At 51.1% G+C, this 16,768-nt stretch carries 11 protein-coding genes and 2 pseudogenes; 11 read left to right on the plus strand and 2 right to left on the minus strand.

The genetic code is table 11. The annotated features are described in order from the left end of the window. Positions 1–27: 27 nt before the first annotated feature. From X965_RS04125 to emrB, 4 genes are all read left to right on the plus strand, one after another. Complete coding sequence (locus X965_RS04125) at positions 28–1,254, plus strand: MFS transporter (RefSeq protein ID WP_004235569.1); 1,227 nt, start codon at positions 28–30, stop codon at positions 1,252–1,254. 483 nt (positions 1,255–1,737) lie between these two features. Beyond that, entirely contained in the window at positions 1,738–2,253 is a 516-nt protein-coding gene (mprA, locus tag X965_RS04130; protein WP_004235567.1) for a transcriptional repressor MprA, read from the plus strand. Positions 2,254–2,496: 243 nt separating this feature from the next. Continuing rightward, on the plus strand, positions 2,497–3,675 hold the full coding sequence (emrA, locus tag X965_RS04135) for a multidrug efflux MFS transporter periplasmic adaptor subunit EmrA (protein WP_004235565.1): 1,179 nt from the start codon (positions 2,497–2,499) through the stop codon (positions 3,673–3,675). A 12-nt stretch (positions 3,676–3,687) separates the two neighbouring features. Then, a complete protein-coding gene (gene emrB / locus X965_RS04140) occupies positions 3,688–5,220 on the plus strand; it encodes a multidrug efflux MFS transporter permease subunit EmrB (RefSeq protein ID WP_004235564.1) in 1,533 nt (510 codons plus the stop codon). Between the two features lie 492 nt (positions 5,221–5,712). Here emrB and X965_RS04145 read toward each other — a convergent pair whose 3' ends face one another. Beyond that, positions 5,713–6,801, minus strand: coding sequence for a tRNA/rRNA methyltransferase (locus X965_RS04145; RefSeq protein WP_015422535.1), 1,089 nt, complete (start codon positions 6,799–6,801; stop codon positions 5,713–5,715). A 181-nt stretch (positions 6,802–6,982) separates the two neighbouring features. Here X965_RS04145 and X965_RS04150 point away from each other — a divergent pair, with 181 nt between their 5' ends. The 7 genes and pseudogenes from X965_RS04150 to X965_RS04180 all read left to right on the plus strand — a co-directional run. Continuing rightward, a complete protein-coding gene (locus tag X965_RS04150; RefSeq protein WP_004235562.1) occupies positions 6,983–7,687 on the plus strand; it encodes a tRNA-uridine aminocarboxypropyltransferase in 705 nt (234 codons plus the stop codon). Positions 7,688–7,724: 37 nt separating this feature from the next. Beyond that, positions 7,725–10,382, plus strand: a complete 2,658-nt coding sequence (locus X965_RS04155; RefSeq protein ID WP_004235561.1) for a GNAT family N-acetyltransferase — start codon at positions 7,725–7,727, stop codon at positions 10,380–10,382. 184 nt (positions 10,383–10,566) lie between these two features. Further along, a complete protein-coding gene (gene pssA / locus X965_RS04160) occupies positions 10,567–11,925 on the plus strand; it encodes a CDP-diacylglycerol--serine O-phosphatidyltransferase (RefSeq protein WP_004235560.1) in 1,359 nt (452 codons plus the stop codon). A gap of 55 nt (positions 11,926–11,980) precedes the next feature. After that, positions 11,981–12,322 carry a YfiM family lipoprotein gene (locus tag X965_RS04165; RefSeq protein ID WP_004904488.1) on the plus strand — a complete coding sequence of 114 codons (342 nt, stop codon included), beginning with the start codon at positions 11,981–11,983 and terminating at the stop codon, positions 12,320–12,322. A gap of 449 nt (positions 12,323–12,771) precedes the next feature. Further along, a complete protein-coding gene (locus X965_RS04170; RefSeq protein WP_004235558.1) occupies positions 12,772–13,626 on the plus strand; it encodes a hypothetical protein in 855 nt (284 codons plus the stop codon). A 458-nt stretch (positions 13,627–14,084) separates the two neighbouring features. Beyond that, positions 14,085–15,311 carry a hypothetical protein gene (locus X965_RS04175; RefSeq protein WP_036417138.1) on the plus strand — a complete coding sequence of 409 codons (1,227 nt, stop codon included), beginning with the start codon at positions 14,085–14,087 and terminating at the stop codon, positions 15,309–15,311. An 18-nt stretch (positions 15,312–15,329) separates the two neighbouring features. Next, a pseudogene (locus X965_RS04180) lies at positions 15,330–15,956 on the plus strand (autotransporter outer membrane beta-barrel domain-containing protein); the annotation flags it as partial. Positions 15,957–16,327: 371 nt separating this feature from the next. Here X965_RS04180 and X965_RS19715 read toward each other — a convergent pair. Next, positions 16,328–16,457: pseudogene (locus X965_RS19715) on the minus strand (IS3 family transposase); the annotation flags it as partial. Positions 16,458–16,768 lie beyond the last annotated feature (311 nt).

Genomic DNA, 16,768 nt, shown 5'->3' on the forward strand with positions numbered 1-16,768 from the left:
TCATACTCAATCAATCTTATAATAATCATGAAAAAGAAAACTATTGATGCGGTTCTGACACCTCAGCTTATCTGCCTGATGGCAATGGCAACCGGGTTGTTAGTCGCAAGTAACTATTATGCACAGCCTTTACTGGAGACGATTGCCGCACAATTCGGCGTTACCGCCGGTATGGCCGGATTTATCGTCACCACCGCCCAGCTCAGTTATGCTGCCGGCCTGATGTTTCTGGTGCCGCTCGGGGACAAATTCGAGCGCCGTAACCTGATTGTCACCATGACACTGCTGTCAGCTATCGGGCTGGTGATTTCTGCTCTGTCACAGACCCTCTGGCAATTGCTGCTGGGCACCGCACTGGCCGGGATGTTTTCCGTGGTGGCGCAGATTCTTATTCCGCTGGCGGCGACTATCGCCAAACCGCAGCACCGCGGCAAGGCGGTCGGGATTATTATGAGCGGCCTGCTGCTCGGTATCCTGCTGGCACGGACCGTCGCCGGTGTGCTGGCGGAATTCGGCGGCTGGCGGACAGTCTACTGGGCTGCATCCGGGCTGCTGGTTCTGCTGGCGCTGATCCTGTATCTGCACCTGCCGCAGTATAAGCAGGTGTCTGAACTGAAATACGGTCAGTTGCTGGCCTCCATTGTGGTGCTGTTTGTCCGCACCCCGGTTCTGCGTGTCCGGGCGGCACTCGGTGCCATTGTGTTTGCCGCGTTCGGCCTGCTCTGGACGTCTATGGCCTTCCTGCTGGCATCGGATCCGTTTAATTATTCCGAGAGCACTATCGGGCTGTTCGGCCTCGCCGGTGCCGCCGGTGCCCTGATGGCAGGCCCGGCCGGGCGTTTTGCCGATAAAGGCAAAGGCCGCCTGACCACCAGCGCCGGTCTGCTGCTGCTTCTGCTCTCGTGGATCCCGCTGGCGCTGAGCGGTTATTCTGTCGCAGCCTTTGTGGCCGGGGTGGTGGTACTGGATCTGGCGGTACAGGCGGTGCATGTCACCAATCAGAGTACCCTCTACCGGATGATGCCGGAGGCACGCAGCCGTCTGACCGCCGGTTATATGACCTGCTATTTCTGCGGCGGCGCATTCGGTTCACTGCTGTCCGGCTATGCCTACAGCCACTATGGCTGGGATGGCGTCTGTTACAGCGGCGCGGCAGTCAGTGCCCTGGGACTGGTGATCTGGCTTGCCGGGAAGAAGTATGATGTACCGCAGTCTGATGAAACGCCTACCCGTCAGCAGCCATCACACACCTGATTCCTCCGGAAAAAGCACCTTCGGGTGCTTTTTCCACTCAAAAATCCAACAAACATCGCATAATAATCTACCACCTGTGGATTATTCCTTCGTTAAAAGTTACAAATAACACTGTTAATCAAAGAAAATAATTTTTGACCACGTAAAATAGATACCACAGCGATAATCACTGCCATAACGGCAATGAAGGTCATTTGATATTCTTCATTATCATGGTTCACTAATAAAAATTGACGTAATTTATGAAGCAAAAATTACGCATAATCAGAGTCAGCCGCCCGGTAATGAAAATGTAAGTGATTTGCTAAATAATAAGTGATATTTGTGACTAACATTCATAAAATTTATGAATCAGGTGGCATTATCAAAAGAAATGTAGTGATATTAACCTGCTATAATTGTTAAATTAATCTTTTGGCCGGTCATTTCACCGGGTCATAGCCGGGTTAACATACCAACAGAAACTAATAAGGTATCTCAATAATGGAAAGTTCATTTACACCGACAGAAGAATTGCTTAACAGCCGGATCTCACAACAGAAGAATCTGGGTGCCGATCTGCCGTATCAGGAAATTTTACTGACCCGGCTTTCAATGCACGTTCAGAGTAAATTATTAGAAAAACGCAACAATATGCTGAAATCTCAGGGTATCAATGAGACATTATTCATGGCTCTGATGATTCTGGATACTAAAGAATCTCACAGCATTCAGCCTTCAGAACTCAGCGCCGCGCTCGGATCTTCCCGCACCAATGCGACCCGCATCGCGGATGAACTCGAGAAAAACGGCTGGATTGAGCGCAAAGAGAGCCACAATGACCGCCGCTGTCTGCATCTGCACCTGACAGAAAAAGGCTCAGATTTTCTGCACAGTCTGCTGCCGCCTCAGCATGATGCATTACGTCATATCTGGTCAGCACTGGCCGAAGATGAACAGAAAAACCTGGAAAAGCTGATGCGCAAACTGCTTATTCAGCTCGATAAGAGCGACAACTAAATAACCTTTTATTGTTTAAGGTTAATGAATAAGAGCTTTTCTCAATAAGCAGGTGTAAAAAAACCTTTTCTGTTGGCCCAGATCCTTTATCCTTCACAGGCTGACATTTCTGCCATCAATTGATGTGCTGACCATCCGGGCTTGCGGTTGTCGTTTATCACAGTGACGACAATAGCAAGCCTGTCTTTGTTGCGGTTATGTCATGCAACACCTTAAAAAAAGAACAATATCCGGAGATAACTGATGAGTGTCAGTGAGGAAACTCAGGCTGTCCAGCCCCCAGTCCGTAACAAAAAACGACAACGCCGTAATGCGCTGATGTTACTGACATTACTGTTTGTATTACTGGGTGCGGCTTACACCGTTTACTGGTTTATGGTGCTCCGCCACCATGAATCGACCGATAACGCCTATGTCACCGGCAACCAGGTGATTGTGATGTCACAGGTTCCCGGCAGTGTCACCACTGTCAGTGTGGATAATACCGATTATGTGACCGCCGGAACACTGCTGGTGCAGCTCGATAAACGGGATGCCGGACTGGCGCTGGAAAAAGCACAGGTTGCGCTGGCAAACAGTGTCCGCCAGACACATCAGCAGATGATCAACAGCCGTCAGTTGCTGGCCGGTATTGAAGTCCGCCGTTCAGAACTGACCCGCCTGCAGAATGACCTGCGCCGTCGTGAAGTACTGGGCGCACAGAATGTGATCGGCAAAGAAGAACTTCAGCACGCCCGTGAAGCCGTGGTGAGCGCCAAAGCGCAGCTGGATGTTGCCACCGAGCAGTTTAATGCCAACAAAGCCGTGATCCTCGATACCCCGCTGAGCGAACAGCCGGCAGTGAAACAGGCAGCCACTGAAGTGCGTAACGCCTGGCTGGCACTGGAGCGGACCGATATCCGCAGTCCGGTGGACGGTTATGTCTCCCGGCGCAGTGTGCAGGTCGGTGCACAAATCACCCCTGCTACCCCGCTGATGGCCGTGGTTCCGGCCACCGGTATGTGGATTGACGCCAACTTTAAAGAAACCCAACTGAGCGCCATGCGTATCGGGCAGCCGGCCAAAGTGGTTACTGATTTCTACGGCGACAAAGTGGTCTTCACCGGTACCGTTACCGGGCTGGACATGGGCACCGGCAGCGCCTTCTCCCTGCTGCCTGCGCAGAATGCCAGCGGTAACTGGATCAAAGTAGTACAGCGTCTGCCGGTGCGTATCGCGCTGGATCCGGCACAGCTGGAGAAATACCCGCTGCGTATCGGTCTTTCCGGTGATGTCACGGTGGACACACAGAATACTGACGGCCCGGTGCTGTCGAAAAGCGTGCGCACCGATCCGGCCTATCATACCAGTGCCCTGAGCATTGATATGCAACCGGCGGATCAGATGATCGCTGAGATTATCAGCCGCAATGCCGGTCAGTAAGGGGTCAGGGTTATGCAGGCGCCACTGACCGGAGCAAGACTGGCCTGGATGACTATCGCCCTGTCACTGGCGACCTTCATGCAGGTGCTCGACTCCACTATCGCCAACGTGGCGATCCCGACGATCGCCGGTAACCTGGGTTCTTCTAACTCTCAGGGAACCTGGGTGATTACCTCATTCGGGGTGGCGAATGCCATCTCCATCCCGATCACCGGCTGGCTGGCCAAGCGGATCGGCGAAGTGCGTCTGTTTATGTGGTCAACAGCGCTGTTTGCCATCTCCTCCTGGTTATGCGGTATTTCCAACAGCCTGGGCATGCTGATTTTCTTCCGCGTGATCCAGGGTCTGGTGGCCGGGCCGCTGATCCCGCTGTCACAGAGTCTGCTGCTCAATAACTATCCTCCCGCAAAACGCACTATGGCGCTGGCACTCTGGTCAGTCACCATTGTTATCGCGCCGATCTGCGGGCCTATCCTCGGCGGCTATATCAGTGACAACTATCACTGGGGCTGGATTTTCTTCATCAACGTGCCGTTCGGGATTGTGATCATGATGCTGACCGCAAAAACCCTGGAGGGCCGGGAAACCAAAACGGAAATCCGTCCGATTGATACTGTCGGGCTGATCCTGCTGGTGGTGGGGGTTGGTTGTCTGCAGATTATGCTCGACCAGGGCAAAGAGCTGGACTGGTTTAACTCGACGGAGATTATTGTCCTGACCGTGATAGCTGTGGTTGCCATCGCCTTCCTGATCGTCTGGGAGCTGACGGATGATCACCCCGTGGTGGACCTGTCTCTGTTTAAGAGCAGGAACTTCACAATAGGTTGCCTCAGCCTCAGTCTGGCTTATATGCTCTATTTCGGCACCATTGTTCTGCTGCCGCAGCTGTTGCAGGGGGTATTCGGCTACACTGCCACCTGGGCGGGACTGGCTTCCGCGCCGGTCGGTATTCTGCCGCTGCTGATCACACCGCTTATCGGCAAATATGCTCATAAAGTGGATTACCGGATCATTGTGACATTCAGCTTCATTATGTATACCGTCTGTTTCTACTGGCGGGCCTATACGTTTGAGCCGGGAATGGACTTTGCCGCCGCAGCCTGGCCGCAGTTTGTACAGGGGCTGGCAATCGCCTGTTTCTTTATGCCGCTGACCACCATTACGCTTTCCGGCCTGCCGCCGGAGAAAATGGCGTCGGCATCCAGCCTGTCAAACTTTACGCGGACACTGGCCGGCGCTATCGGAACATCGATCACCACCACGATGTGGACACAGCGGGAGTCCATGCATCACGCCAATTTTGCCGAGCATATCAACCCGTTCAGCCCGGATACACAGCAGATGTATCACACGCTGGGTGAAATGGGGATGTCGCAGCAGCAATCATCGGCCTATATCGCAAAAGTGATCACCGACCAGGGGCTGATTATCTCTGCGAACGAGATTTTCTGGCTCTCTGCCGGTGTCTTCCTGGTGCTGATGCTGCTGGTCTGGTTTGCCAAACCACCGTTTACTGCCGGTGGCGGCGGCGGTGGTGCACATTAAATAAGAAAATAAGGGCACTGCGGTGCCTTTATTTTTATTGATGTGCTTAATATAAAAATAAAATATATTTATCTACAAATTAATTAAACAATAATAAAACAAAAACTTATTAACAGAATAATCACTTGCTATTAAAATCATCAAATTGCTATTCTTATTTCACCGCAGGAAAATACACTTTCCGGTTGCGGAATTAATATCACGGATAATTATCAATATTATATTCACAAAGGAGTGTGAGCATGATTTAGCATTATTAATGCTGTTTGCCATAATTTTTATTTTTAATGCACATTTTTGCACCATGCTCCGGCATGGTTTTTTTATAATATCTGACATTAACAGCATCTATCCCCGTACAGCCGTTATGACTGGCGTGCTGACAGACAGGTGAATATAACGGGAGATATTTATTTCAGAAAAAACATTCATGAACATCATTAATTAAAAACCCGGCAAACGCCGGGTTTTATTAATCATAATCAGCCGGTATCAGCTGACTTTATTCTGCTGCCACCAGCGTGCCAGGATAATCCCGGTCGCAACGGACACGTTCAGGCTTTCGACATTACCGGTACCGCCGACTGACAGGCGCATATCCCCGCCTTCCCAGACCGCGTCACTCAGGCCGTCACTCTCTTCACCCAGAACCAGTACCATTTTTGCAGGCAGTGTGGCTTTCGCCAGATCGGTGCTGCCTTTGTGGCTGGAGGTGGTGACGATGGCGTACCCTTTTTTGCGGAATAAATCCAGCGTATCCGTCAGACCATCGGCATCAATCCCGACCAGATGCTCGGCACCGCCTTCCGCTGTGCGGACAGCCGCACCGGATTCCAGCACAGAGGCATCCTGAAGGATCACACCGTTGACACCGAAGTGAGCACAGCTGCGCATAATACCGCCGAGGTTATGCGGGTTACCGACGTTTTCCAGCGCCAGCACGCAATCCTGCTCACCGGCGGTTTCCAGATAGGTTTCCGCACTCACACCGCCGCGCTTTTTAATCAGGAAGCAGACACCGCCGTGGTGTTCGGTACCGGATGCTTTGGCCAGCTCTTCCTCATCCACCACATGATAGGCTTTGCGGTTCGCTGCCAGCCATTTCAGGGCATCGCGGAAACGCGGTGTCACTGACTGAACAAACCAGGCGCGCACAATGCGCTCCGGACGGCTGCGGAACATGGCCTGACAGGCATTTTCCCCGTAAATACGGGTTTCTTCCTGACGCTGACGGCGCAGCTGTGCCGGGTCGATCTGGCTTTTGCCGCTGATACCGCCGTGATCCGGGATCAGCCCCTCTCCGTCTTCTGACGGCTGACGGGATACGGTTTTCCACGGTGAACGACTGTCATCGGAATAACTTCCCTGACCTCTGCGTTCGCCGCGATCACCACGGTCACTGCGTTCTCCGCGATTGCTGCGTTCATTGCGATCCCTGCGCGGGCCGCGGCTGTTACGGTCGCCGCGATCTGATCCCCGGCCACCGCGTCTGTCTGATTTTTTCTGATCGTCCTGTTTGTCCTCACTGCGGACATACATTACTTTCACTTTGCCGTTTTTACCATTTAAAGAGTCGTTCATGTGTTTCTCCCACGCCATTTCCGGGGGCGAAGATTACCCGATATCGTCCGGACCTGCCGGTTATGATCACCGGCCGCCCCCGCCGGAGGCACTGAACTCAGGCGCCCCCGCGAAAAATCATGCTATTGTGCAGCGTTAACAGTACAATGCATACTGTTTTTTGTGAAACCAGCCGATAAAAATGAAGACCAATTCTGTTTACCAGTTACGCCAGCGGCGTCTGGCACAATCCACCCGTGTTTTCCGTGCCCGGGGATGTCGTGTAGTCCGTTGTAATTACTGCTTATTACCCGAAAAAAACTGTCTGTGTGACACCATACAGACCCGGGATGCACGCAGTCAGTTCTGCCTGCTGATGTATGATACCGAACCGCTCAAACCCAGCAATACCGGGAAGCTTATCGCCGATGTCCTGCCGGACACACAGGCTTTTCTGTGGTCGCGTACCGAACCGGACGAGGCCCTGCTCACGCTGCTGAAAGATGACACCCGCCAGCCGTACCTGATTTTCCCGCAGGCGTATGCCACTCCGCCGCGTCAGGTGTTCAGTGATGTGCCGGAAAATACAAAGCCGCCGCTGTTTATTCTGCTCGACGGTACCTGGCCGGAAGCACGCAAAATGTTCCGTAAAAGCCCGTATCTCGATAACATTCCGCTGCTCTCCATCAACGATCTGGCGCAGAAAGATTATCTGCTGCGGGTTGCGGCACGGGAAGATCAGCACTGTACCGCCGAAGTGGCCGCTGCGGCACTGATGATGGCGGGTGATACCGCGGCCGGAAAACAGCTTCTGGATCACTTCACCTGCTTCCGCCGTCAGTATTTGAAGGGTAAGTCACATCTTCCGGTGGCACAAATCAGAGCAGAGGAGCTGCTTTTAGGCTAAATTAAAGCACACGGGAATCCGGTCTGAGGAGAACACCATGAGTCAGCGCGGCCTTGAAGCATTACTCCGGCCTCAATCCATTGCGGTTATCGGTGCATCCGAAAAGCCCAACCGGGCGGGTTCCCGGATGATGAGCAATCTGCTCAGCGGCGGTTTTGCCGGACCGGTTCTGCCGGTCACGCCGTCACGCCGCTCAGTGCAAGGGGTACTGGCATATCCGTCTGTCGCGGATCTGCCGCTGGTGCCGGATCTGGCCATTATCTGCACCCACCCCAAACGTAATATTGCCCTGCTGAATGAACTCGGTGAACTCGGCTGCCGTGCGGTGATTATTCTCTCCGCCCCGGCATCACAGACTACTGAGCTGAAACAGACCTGTCAGCACTATAATATCCGCCTGCTCGGCCCGAACAGTCTGGGGTTGCTTGCGCCCTGGCAGGGGCTGAATGCCAGCTTTTCCCCGGTACCGGTGCTCAAAGGCAAACTGGCGTTTATTTCCCAGTCCGCCGCCGTTTCCAACACCATTCTGGACTGGGCACAACAGCGGGAAACCGGTTTTTCCTACTTTATCGCACTCGGCAGCAGCGCGGATATTGATATCGACGATATGCTCGATTTCCTGGCCCGCGACAGCAAAACCAGCGCCATTCTGCTCTATCTCGAACATATTCATGATGCGCGGCGCTTTATGTCCGCCGCCCGCAGTGCCTCCCGCAATAAACCGATCCTGGTGGTCAAAAGCGGCCGCACGCAGCGCACACAATTACTGGTCGGTGAAACGCCGAGCCTGGATATCGCCTATGATGCGGCAATCCAGCGCGCCGGTCTGCTGCGGGTGCAGGATACCCACGAGATGTTTTCCGCCGTGGAAACCCTGACCTTTATGAAGCCGCTGCGCGGTGAACGTCTCGCCATTATGAGCAACGGCGCGGCACCGGCAGCAATGGCGCTGGACGAACTGTTCCGCCGCCGGGGGAAAATTGCCGGTCTCAGTGATGAGAGCAGCGCCGCACTCGCGGCGGTATTGCCGGATGATTTTGTGATCAATAATCCGCTGGATCTGCGCGATGACGCCACGGTGGATCGCTATATCGCCACCCTGAATATTCTGCTCGGCAGCCACGATCATGATGCCCTGCTGATCCTCCACTCCCCGAGTGCCATTGCACCGGGCAAAGAAACCGCCGCCCGGATTATTGCCGCGATCGCACAGCACCCGCGCAGCCGCTGGCTGACAATTTTCACCAACTGGAGCGGGGAATATTCCTCACAGGAAGCCCGCCGCCTGTTCGGCGAGGCGGGGATCCCCACTTACCGCACACCGGAAGGTGCTGTGACCGCTTTTATGCATATGGTGGAATTCCGCCGCAACCAGAAACAACTGGCGGAAACTCCCGCTCTGTCCGAAGGACTGACCGCCAACCGGCAGCAGGCTCATCACTGCATAGACAGCGCTCTGCGCCGTCAGCACACTGTTCTGGATACCTATGAAGTCGAGCCGGTGCTGGATGCTTACGGGCTGAACATTCTGCCGACCTGGATTGCCCATTCTGCGGATGATGCCGTTACCATTGCCGAAACACTGGGTTACCCGGTGGCGCTGAAACTGCGCTCACCGGATATCGCACATAAATCCGATGTGCAGGGCGTGATGCTTTATCTGCGGGATAAACAGGAAGTCGCCACCTCAGCAGCAGCGATTATTGACCGCGTGACACAAAACTTTCCTGATGCGCAGATAGACGGGCTGATTGTGCAGTCAATGGCGAACCGCGCCGGGGCACAGGAACTGCGGATTGCCGTGACCCAGGATGCGGTTTTCGGCCCGGTGATTATGCTGGGGGATGCCAGCCGCCCGTGGGATGATGAATCCCCGGCCGCCGTTGCCCTGCCGCCGCTCAATATGGCGCTTGCCCGTTATCTGGTGATTCACGCCATTAAAAATAACAAACTGGCGGCCGGCAGCGCCCTGAATCCGCTGGATATTGCGGGTCTGAGCAGAGTGCTGGTACAGGTGTCCAACCTGATAATTGACTGCCCGCAGGTGGTGACACTCGATTTGCACCCGCTGCTCGCCTCCGGTACGGAATTTACTGTCCTGGATGCCACGATGACTCTGGCACCGGCAGCCGGTGACGGCCGTCAGCGTCTGGCTATCCGCCCGTATCCGGCAGAACTGGAGGAAAATTTTCAGTTAAAAGACGGCGCGGTTGTGCATGTCCGCCCTATCCTGCCGGAAGACGAACCCCTGCTGAAAGCCTTTATTGACCGCGTGACCAAAGAAGATCTTTATTACCGTTATTTCAGTGAGATCAGTGAATTTACCCATGACGACCTGGCAAAAATGACCCAGATTGATTATGACCGCGAAATGGCCTTTGTGGCGGTGGACAGCGGCGGTCAGATTATCGGGGTTGCCCGTGCGATGTCGGATCCGGATAACCGGGAAGCGGAATTTGCAGTGCTGGTGCGGTCAGATATGAAAGGCAATACTCTGGGTTATCAGCTGATGTGCAAACTGCTCGCCTACACAAAGTCACGCGGTATCCTCCTGCTGACCGCCATCACCATGCCGGAGAACCGTAATATGATCCAACTGGCGAAAAAGCTCGGGTTTACCGTCGAAACACAGTTTGAGGATGGCATCGTCAACCTGACACTTCACCTGAATTCTGAAATTGCGGCAGTGCAATAGTCAAAAACGGACAACGTGATATATGACACAGACTTAACCGTCACTTAAGCAGAAAGTGAATTGCTGCGCACAATCAGACAAACTGGTGATATAATCCTTTGATCTGTTCATCTTTTCATTACCGGCCCGGTACCTGTTTATTCCGTAACCGCCGCCTATAACTAAAGAGATAATTCGCACTGTGATGTTGTCAAAATTCAAATCCGCGAAACACCAACAGCACCTTGCACAACTGCCGAAGTTAGCACAGTCTGCGGATGATGTTGAAACGCTGTTCCATACCCGCGACTTTAAAGGCCGTCTGCTGGCAGAAATCGCCGGTGCAAAGAAAACCGTTTATATTTCTGCGTTATATATTGAGCACGATGATGCGGGCCGGGATTTCCTTGACGCGCTGTATGCCGCCAAAAAAGCCAATCCGGAACTGGATATCAAAGTCTTTGTTGACTGGCACCGCGCACAGCGCGGGCGTATCGGTGCAGAAGCGAATGCCACCAATGCCGACTGGTATCACTCCGTCGCGGCATCTCACCCTGACCTGCTTATCCCTATCTTCGGTGTGCCGGTAAATACCCGCGAAGCGCTGGGTGTTCTGCATCTGAAAGGTTTTATTATTGACGATACCGTTATTTACAGCGGTGCCAGCGTCAATAATGTCTATCTGTATCAGCATGATAAATACCGTTATGACCGCTACCACTTCCTGCGTAATCCGGAACTGGCGGCGGCAATGAAACTGTTTATTGATGAAATGCTGCTGCCGGAACCGGCGGTACAGAAACTCGATACCGAAACCCGCGTGAAAACGCCGGAGATCAAAAACCTGATCCGCGATTTCCGCCTGAAACTGCGCCATGCCGCATACCACTTCACCCCGCAGGCACTGCCTGATGATCAGCTGGCCGTGACGCCGCTGATTGGTCTCGGGAAAAAGAACATGCTCAATAACACCATTGAGCACCTGATGTGTTCCGCACAGGAAAAAGTGGTTATCTGCACGCCGTATTTCAATCTGCCGTCAACACTGGTGCGCATTATCAGCCGCCTGCTGCGGGACGGGAAACAGGTGGAAATCATTATCGGCGATAAAACTGCCAATGATTTCTATATTCCGCCGGAAGAGCCGTTCAAAATTATCGGCGGGCTGCCTTATCTGTATGAAATCAATCTGCGCCGCTTTATGCAGCGTCTGCAGCGGTTCTCCGACAGTGAGCAACTGACCATCCGCCTGTGGAAAGATGACGACAACACCTATCACCTGAAAGGGATGTGGGTGGACAATCAGTGGCAGCTGATCACCGGTAATAACCTGAACCCGCGCGCCTGGGGCCTGGATCTGGAAAATGCGATCCTTATCCGTGACCCGAAACAGGAGCTGCACGCACAGCGTCAGGAAGAGCTGGCCAATATCCGCACCAACACAACCATTATCCGCAGCTATACTGAGCTGGATAATATCCGTGACTATCCGGTCAAGATCAAAAAACTGCTGCGCCGTCTGCGCCGCGTCCGTCTTGATCGCCTGATAAGCCGGATCCTCTGATATAAACCTCCCGGCACCCGCCGGGATTTTTTTATCTGTTTCCCGGAGAATGAGTATGCCCGTTACATTACGTACCTGCATGACAGTGTCTTTCTGCCTGCTGCTGAGTTCCGGCTGTTCGATGCACCTTGCTAATGACAGCTGGACCGGACGGGATAAAGCCCAGCATTTCGCCTTTTCAGCTGCAACCGCAATTGCCGCTAATGCTTATGGCGATCACCAGAACTGGCAGCACCGGCACAGTGCACAATTCGGTATCGGTTTTTCTGTTGCGCTGGGAGCCGCGAAAGAGTTTTATGACAGCCGCCCGGGCGGTACCGGCTGGAGTGTGAAAGATTTCGTCTGGGATATCGCCGGCGCCGTTGCCGGTTACAGTGTGTACCAATCGCTGAAATAAAAATCCGGTGACCGGGCAGTGTAAATTTTGTGAGCAACATCACATGCAAAAAATGATTCATTCCGGTTAATTTTCCGCAATGGCATCAGACCCGGCAATTTAAATATTTAATAACCTTTCGATTTAAATAGTGCTATTTCTCCTTATTCCTTATTTAAACAACATAGCTTAAAATTAATATTACGTAAAATAAACCGGAATGAAAATGGCATTTTCATTATTAATTTGATAATAACTACAACCCAAAATCCGGATAAGTAAGGATGAAAATAATATGTCTAAGTGCAAATACCCATAGTAAAAATAAAATAAGAACATATTCATACCATTAGATACCCGCAATAGGACCCCTCTTATTTCCTGCGTAGTAAACACCCTATAATTACCTGATAACAATAGGTATTAGGATCTTTTCCCATTCACCTTTATTCCGAACACAGGCCACTATTATGAAATTTAAACTTTCGCAAATTACCGTATTGGTAGTTAGTGCGCTTTCCGTATCTGCGGGAGTGGCGGCTACTATCGATAAAACCATTCAAATAAACAATAACATTCCCGGCCCGGTTATCACCGGAGACAGACATATTAATGATACCATCAAATATACAGGCAGCATCATTAATAGCCCGAACACAACCACATTTGTCGGTCGTGAATCTGAGCGGGAAGGAGATATGTATTATTCCTACAGAACGGAAAATGATGGCTCTCTTACCCGGATCGGTGTCAACTATGACTATGAATACTTTTATTCTGCTGTAGAAATCGACACCCTGGCGATTACAGATTCCAGTGTCCGTATCAACGGTAAAGCTGATAATTTAACCGTCGGTGGTAAATCAGTTGTCACTATTACCGGCAGTGACGCCTATAATAAGTATCGCGGTGCAGACTATGAGAACCCGTCAAACCCTCAGTCAACACTGCCGCTGTATCGTAACGGTTATGACAATAACCGCCGGGATGAAATCACTGTCAGCACCGGGAACGGTACTTACAATGATGAATCCAAACAATATTTAGATGGCGAACATATTGGTGATGTCAAAAAACCAGACAACAGCAATGCAACATTAACCATCAAAGGCACCGATGTTACTGATGCCCGTTTAGGCGCAGATAAAGGTGAATACCTGGTTGCCACCGGTGATACTTTTAACGGCAAAGCGGAACAGCATGTCGGTGAAAATTCACTGTCACAAGGTGCAACGTTTAACGGACAAAGCTCACAACACCTCAAGGTAAAGACGGCAAAAAAGCCGTATCCCTTGATGCAACCTTTACCGGTACTGCCGGTGTAAAACATACCGGTCAGACTGTCGGCAGTAATGGCCTGGCGATCGACTCCACCTTTGATTACGCTAATCAGGATATCTCTTCCGGTGGTGTTGCCAAAAATAACACCCTCCGTAACGGTGACCAGAATGTCAGCGGTGAAGCGGATAACACTAAAATCACCAACGGTAATCAGACTGTCAGCGGCAAAGCCACCACAAACAGTATCGATAATACCACCGGCACACACGGCCTTCAGTTAGTCAGCGGCACAGCAACTGACAACACACTGAAAAATGCCGATCAGATCATTGAAAAAACCGGTGTTGCCGTTAAAAACGTTATCGATAATGCCGGTGCTGAACACGGTATCCAGGTTGTACGCGGTAAAGCGGAAGATAACACCCTGAGCAACACTGATCCGCGTGTTGAAAAAGACGGTATCTCATCCGTTAAAAATGACATTACTGACGGCAGCCAGTTTGTGGATGGTTTTGCAGAAAATAATACCATCACTAACAAAGCCACTAACCGCGGTAAGCAGGTTGTCGGCAAAAACGGTACTGCCGGTATTAAAAATGACATTACCAACGGCAGTCAGTATGTGGATGGTCTTGCAGAAAACAATACCATCACCAATAAAGCTGATAAACGTGGTGAGCAGGTTACCAGCAGTACCGCCAACAATAACAAACTGACCAATACCAATCAGATTGTTAAGAAAGGCGGCCTGGCCACCGATAACACCCAGACCGGCAATTCTCACTTAAGCGTTGAAAATGGCGGTGAAGCGAAAAATAACACCCTCAACGGTGATATCGATATGATTGTTGAGGCCAATGGTAAAGCGACCGGCAAAACTACTTTTAACGGCAAAAACCATCTGCATCTGTATGCGGCCACCACCAATGGTGCGTATGTGGAAGATCTTGCTCTGAGCCAGACCAAAGGCAAAAGCTCCGTCACCGTTTATGAAGGCACTCAGGAACACGATGCCGTCACTATCGGTACCTTAAACGGTAAAGCAGCGGTGAATTTTGACCACCGGACCAATCCGGCAGGCCATACTCAGATGAATATCAATAATCTGGGTAACAATGATCCGGCGCAGTATGATAACACCACGTTAGATTTCACCATGAACAGCAATATCCTCAATGGTAATTCTGACTTTATCAATACTGATAATGCTTATGGTCAGCACTATGTCACCATCATTGAGCGGGGCACCGGTAAAGAAGCCGTTCTGAATCGCCCTCAGTCTGCTGATTTCGCATATGTGAAAAACGTGGCCGGTGACAGCAATGCGGTCTTTGGTATGAAGGATGCGGACGGCAAAATCCTCAACCTGATGGATGCCGGTACTTACATTCATAATATTCAGACCCGTACCGGTGCCGATAATGACACCACATGGTCATTCACTGCAACCGATCGCCTGACACCAAGTGCCCGTGCGGTACTCGCACTGTCCAGTGCGCCGCAGCTGATGTACAACAACGAAGTTGATCATCTGCGTGCACGTCTGCATATGCTGCGTACCAGCGACAGTATTGAGAACGGTCTCTGGATGCAGGGTATCGGCAGCAATACCAAAGTGGATAAGGATCAGATTCAGTACAAACTCAGACACGCCGGTCTGGAACTGGGTGCGGATTATCAGTTAGCGTTAAACAGTGACAGCAAACTGGTTCTGGGTGGTTTCACCTGATTTGATAAAGGTGATGTCAAAAATGACCGGGCAGGTACCAGTGATATCGACAGCTATACCTTCGGTGCCTATGCCACTTATCTGAACAGCAACGGCTGGTATGCGGATGCATTACTGAAATATAACCACTTTGATAATAAACTGAAGACAACATCCACTAACGGTTATGATGTCAGCAGCGACAATTACTCCACCTCTGTCTGGGGGATGGCGCTGGAAACCGGTTATACCTTTGCCTTCAGTAATCAGATCTTTATCACACCTTACGGACAGTTAGCGTATAACCGTATGGGCAGTAAAGATATCACCCTGAATAATGGTATGGATGCGGCAATCAAGAGCCAGACTTCATTTACCAGCGAACTGGGTGTCAATGCCGGTAAAGACTTCAGCTTTGATAACGGCCTGGTGTTCTCTCCGTATGTGAAAGCGGCGTGGAATCATCAGTATGAAGACGGTAACGAAGTTGAATTTAACCGTTACAACACCATTAACCTGGATTTATCCGGCAGTACCGGTAAATTCGGTGCCGGTTTCAATGCCCGCTATAACAACGTGAATATGTTCATGGAATTACAGCACATTGCCGGTGATGCAGTTTATTCACCAATCAACGGACAGATTGGTATCCGTTATAACTTCTGATCCATGATCAGAGGCTAAAAATCTGCGTTACAGTTAATTCAGGCCATTTAAAGACCCGATGGCCGGAACAGAAAGGGTTTCATGTTTATCATGAACCCCTTTTCTATAGATCTTTCACCCGCTCCTGAATGATTAACCTCACTGTTCTGCCACCTTCTGTTGCCAGTACGAAAGATTCCGGTAATATTTCCGGCTCTTTGATGGGCAGTCAGTTGTCCGGATATACGTCACGTCACCATATCTGATCGGGTAGTGTTACTGCGGACTGACGCGTAAGGTGATGTCTGTCACCCGGTCATCTTCATCCGAAGTCTCTTTCCATGACTGATGTTATGCAGTTCCTGTACCTGACTGCGTAATATAGCCCGTCAGCCATCCGACTTGTCAGGACCGTTTTTCCGGTATTTGCAACTGCAGCGATGAGCCCCGACCCCGGCAAAGTGTGACCACAGGATAATGCGTTCTGAGTTTCCCGGTTACCCGGAATTGTTCAGAAAGTCTGCATCAGGCACGCGGTGGCTTTTTTAATATTTCATTTTTGTCGCACAGTGCCCTAAAGAAGCAAAATCAGCCTGTCTTATAGCTTAAAAAAGCACGTAGCTCGTGTCCGGAAAGGAGAGAATTTAGATTGTATTCGAGGGATTCGGAACATTTCAGGAGAATGACAGCGATATATATAGGGTGTAATTTCTCACCATTGACTCATTATGATCTATTCAGGTGCAGAGTATTACCTGTAGTTAAACCCGAAATTACCGACTGTTAATTTTTCATCCGGTAAATGACCACACATTTCGCCATTTTTCTTTTCG

The organism is Morganella sp. EGD-HP17 (assembly GCF_000512315.2).
GTDB lineage: Bacteria > Pseudomonadota > Gammaproteobacteria > Enterobacterales > Enterobacteriaceae > Morganella > Morganella morganii.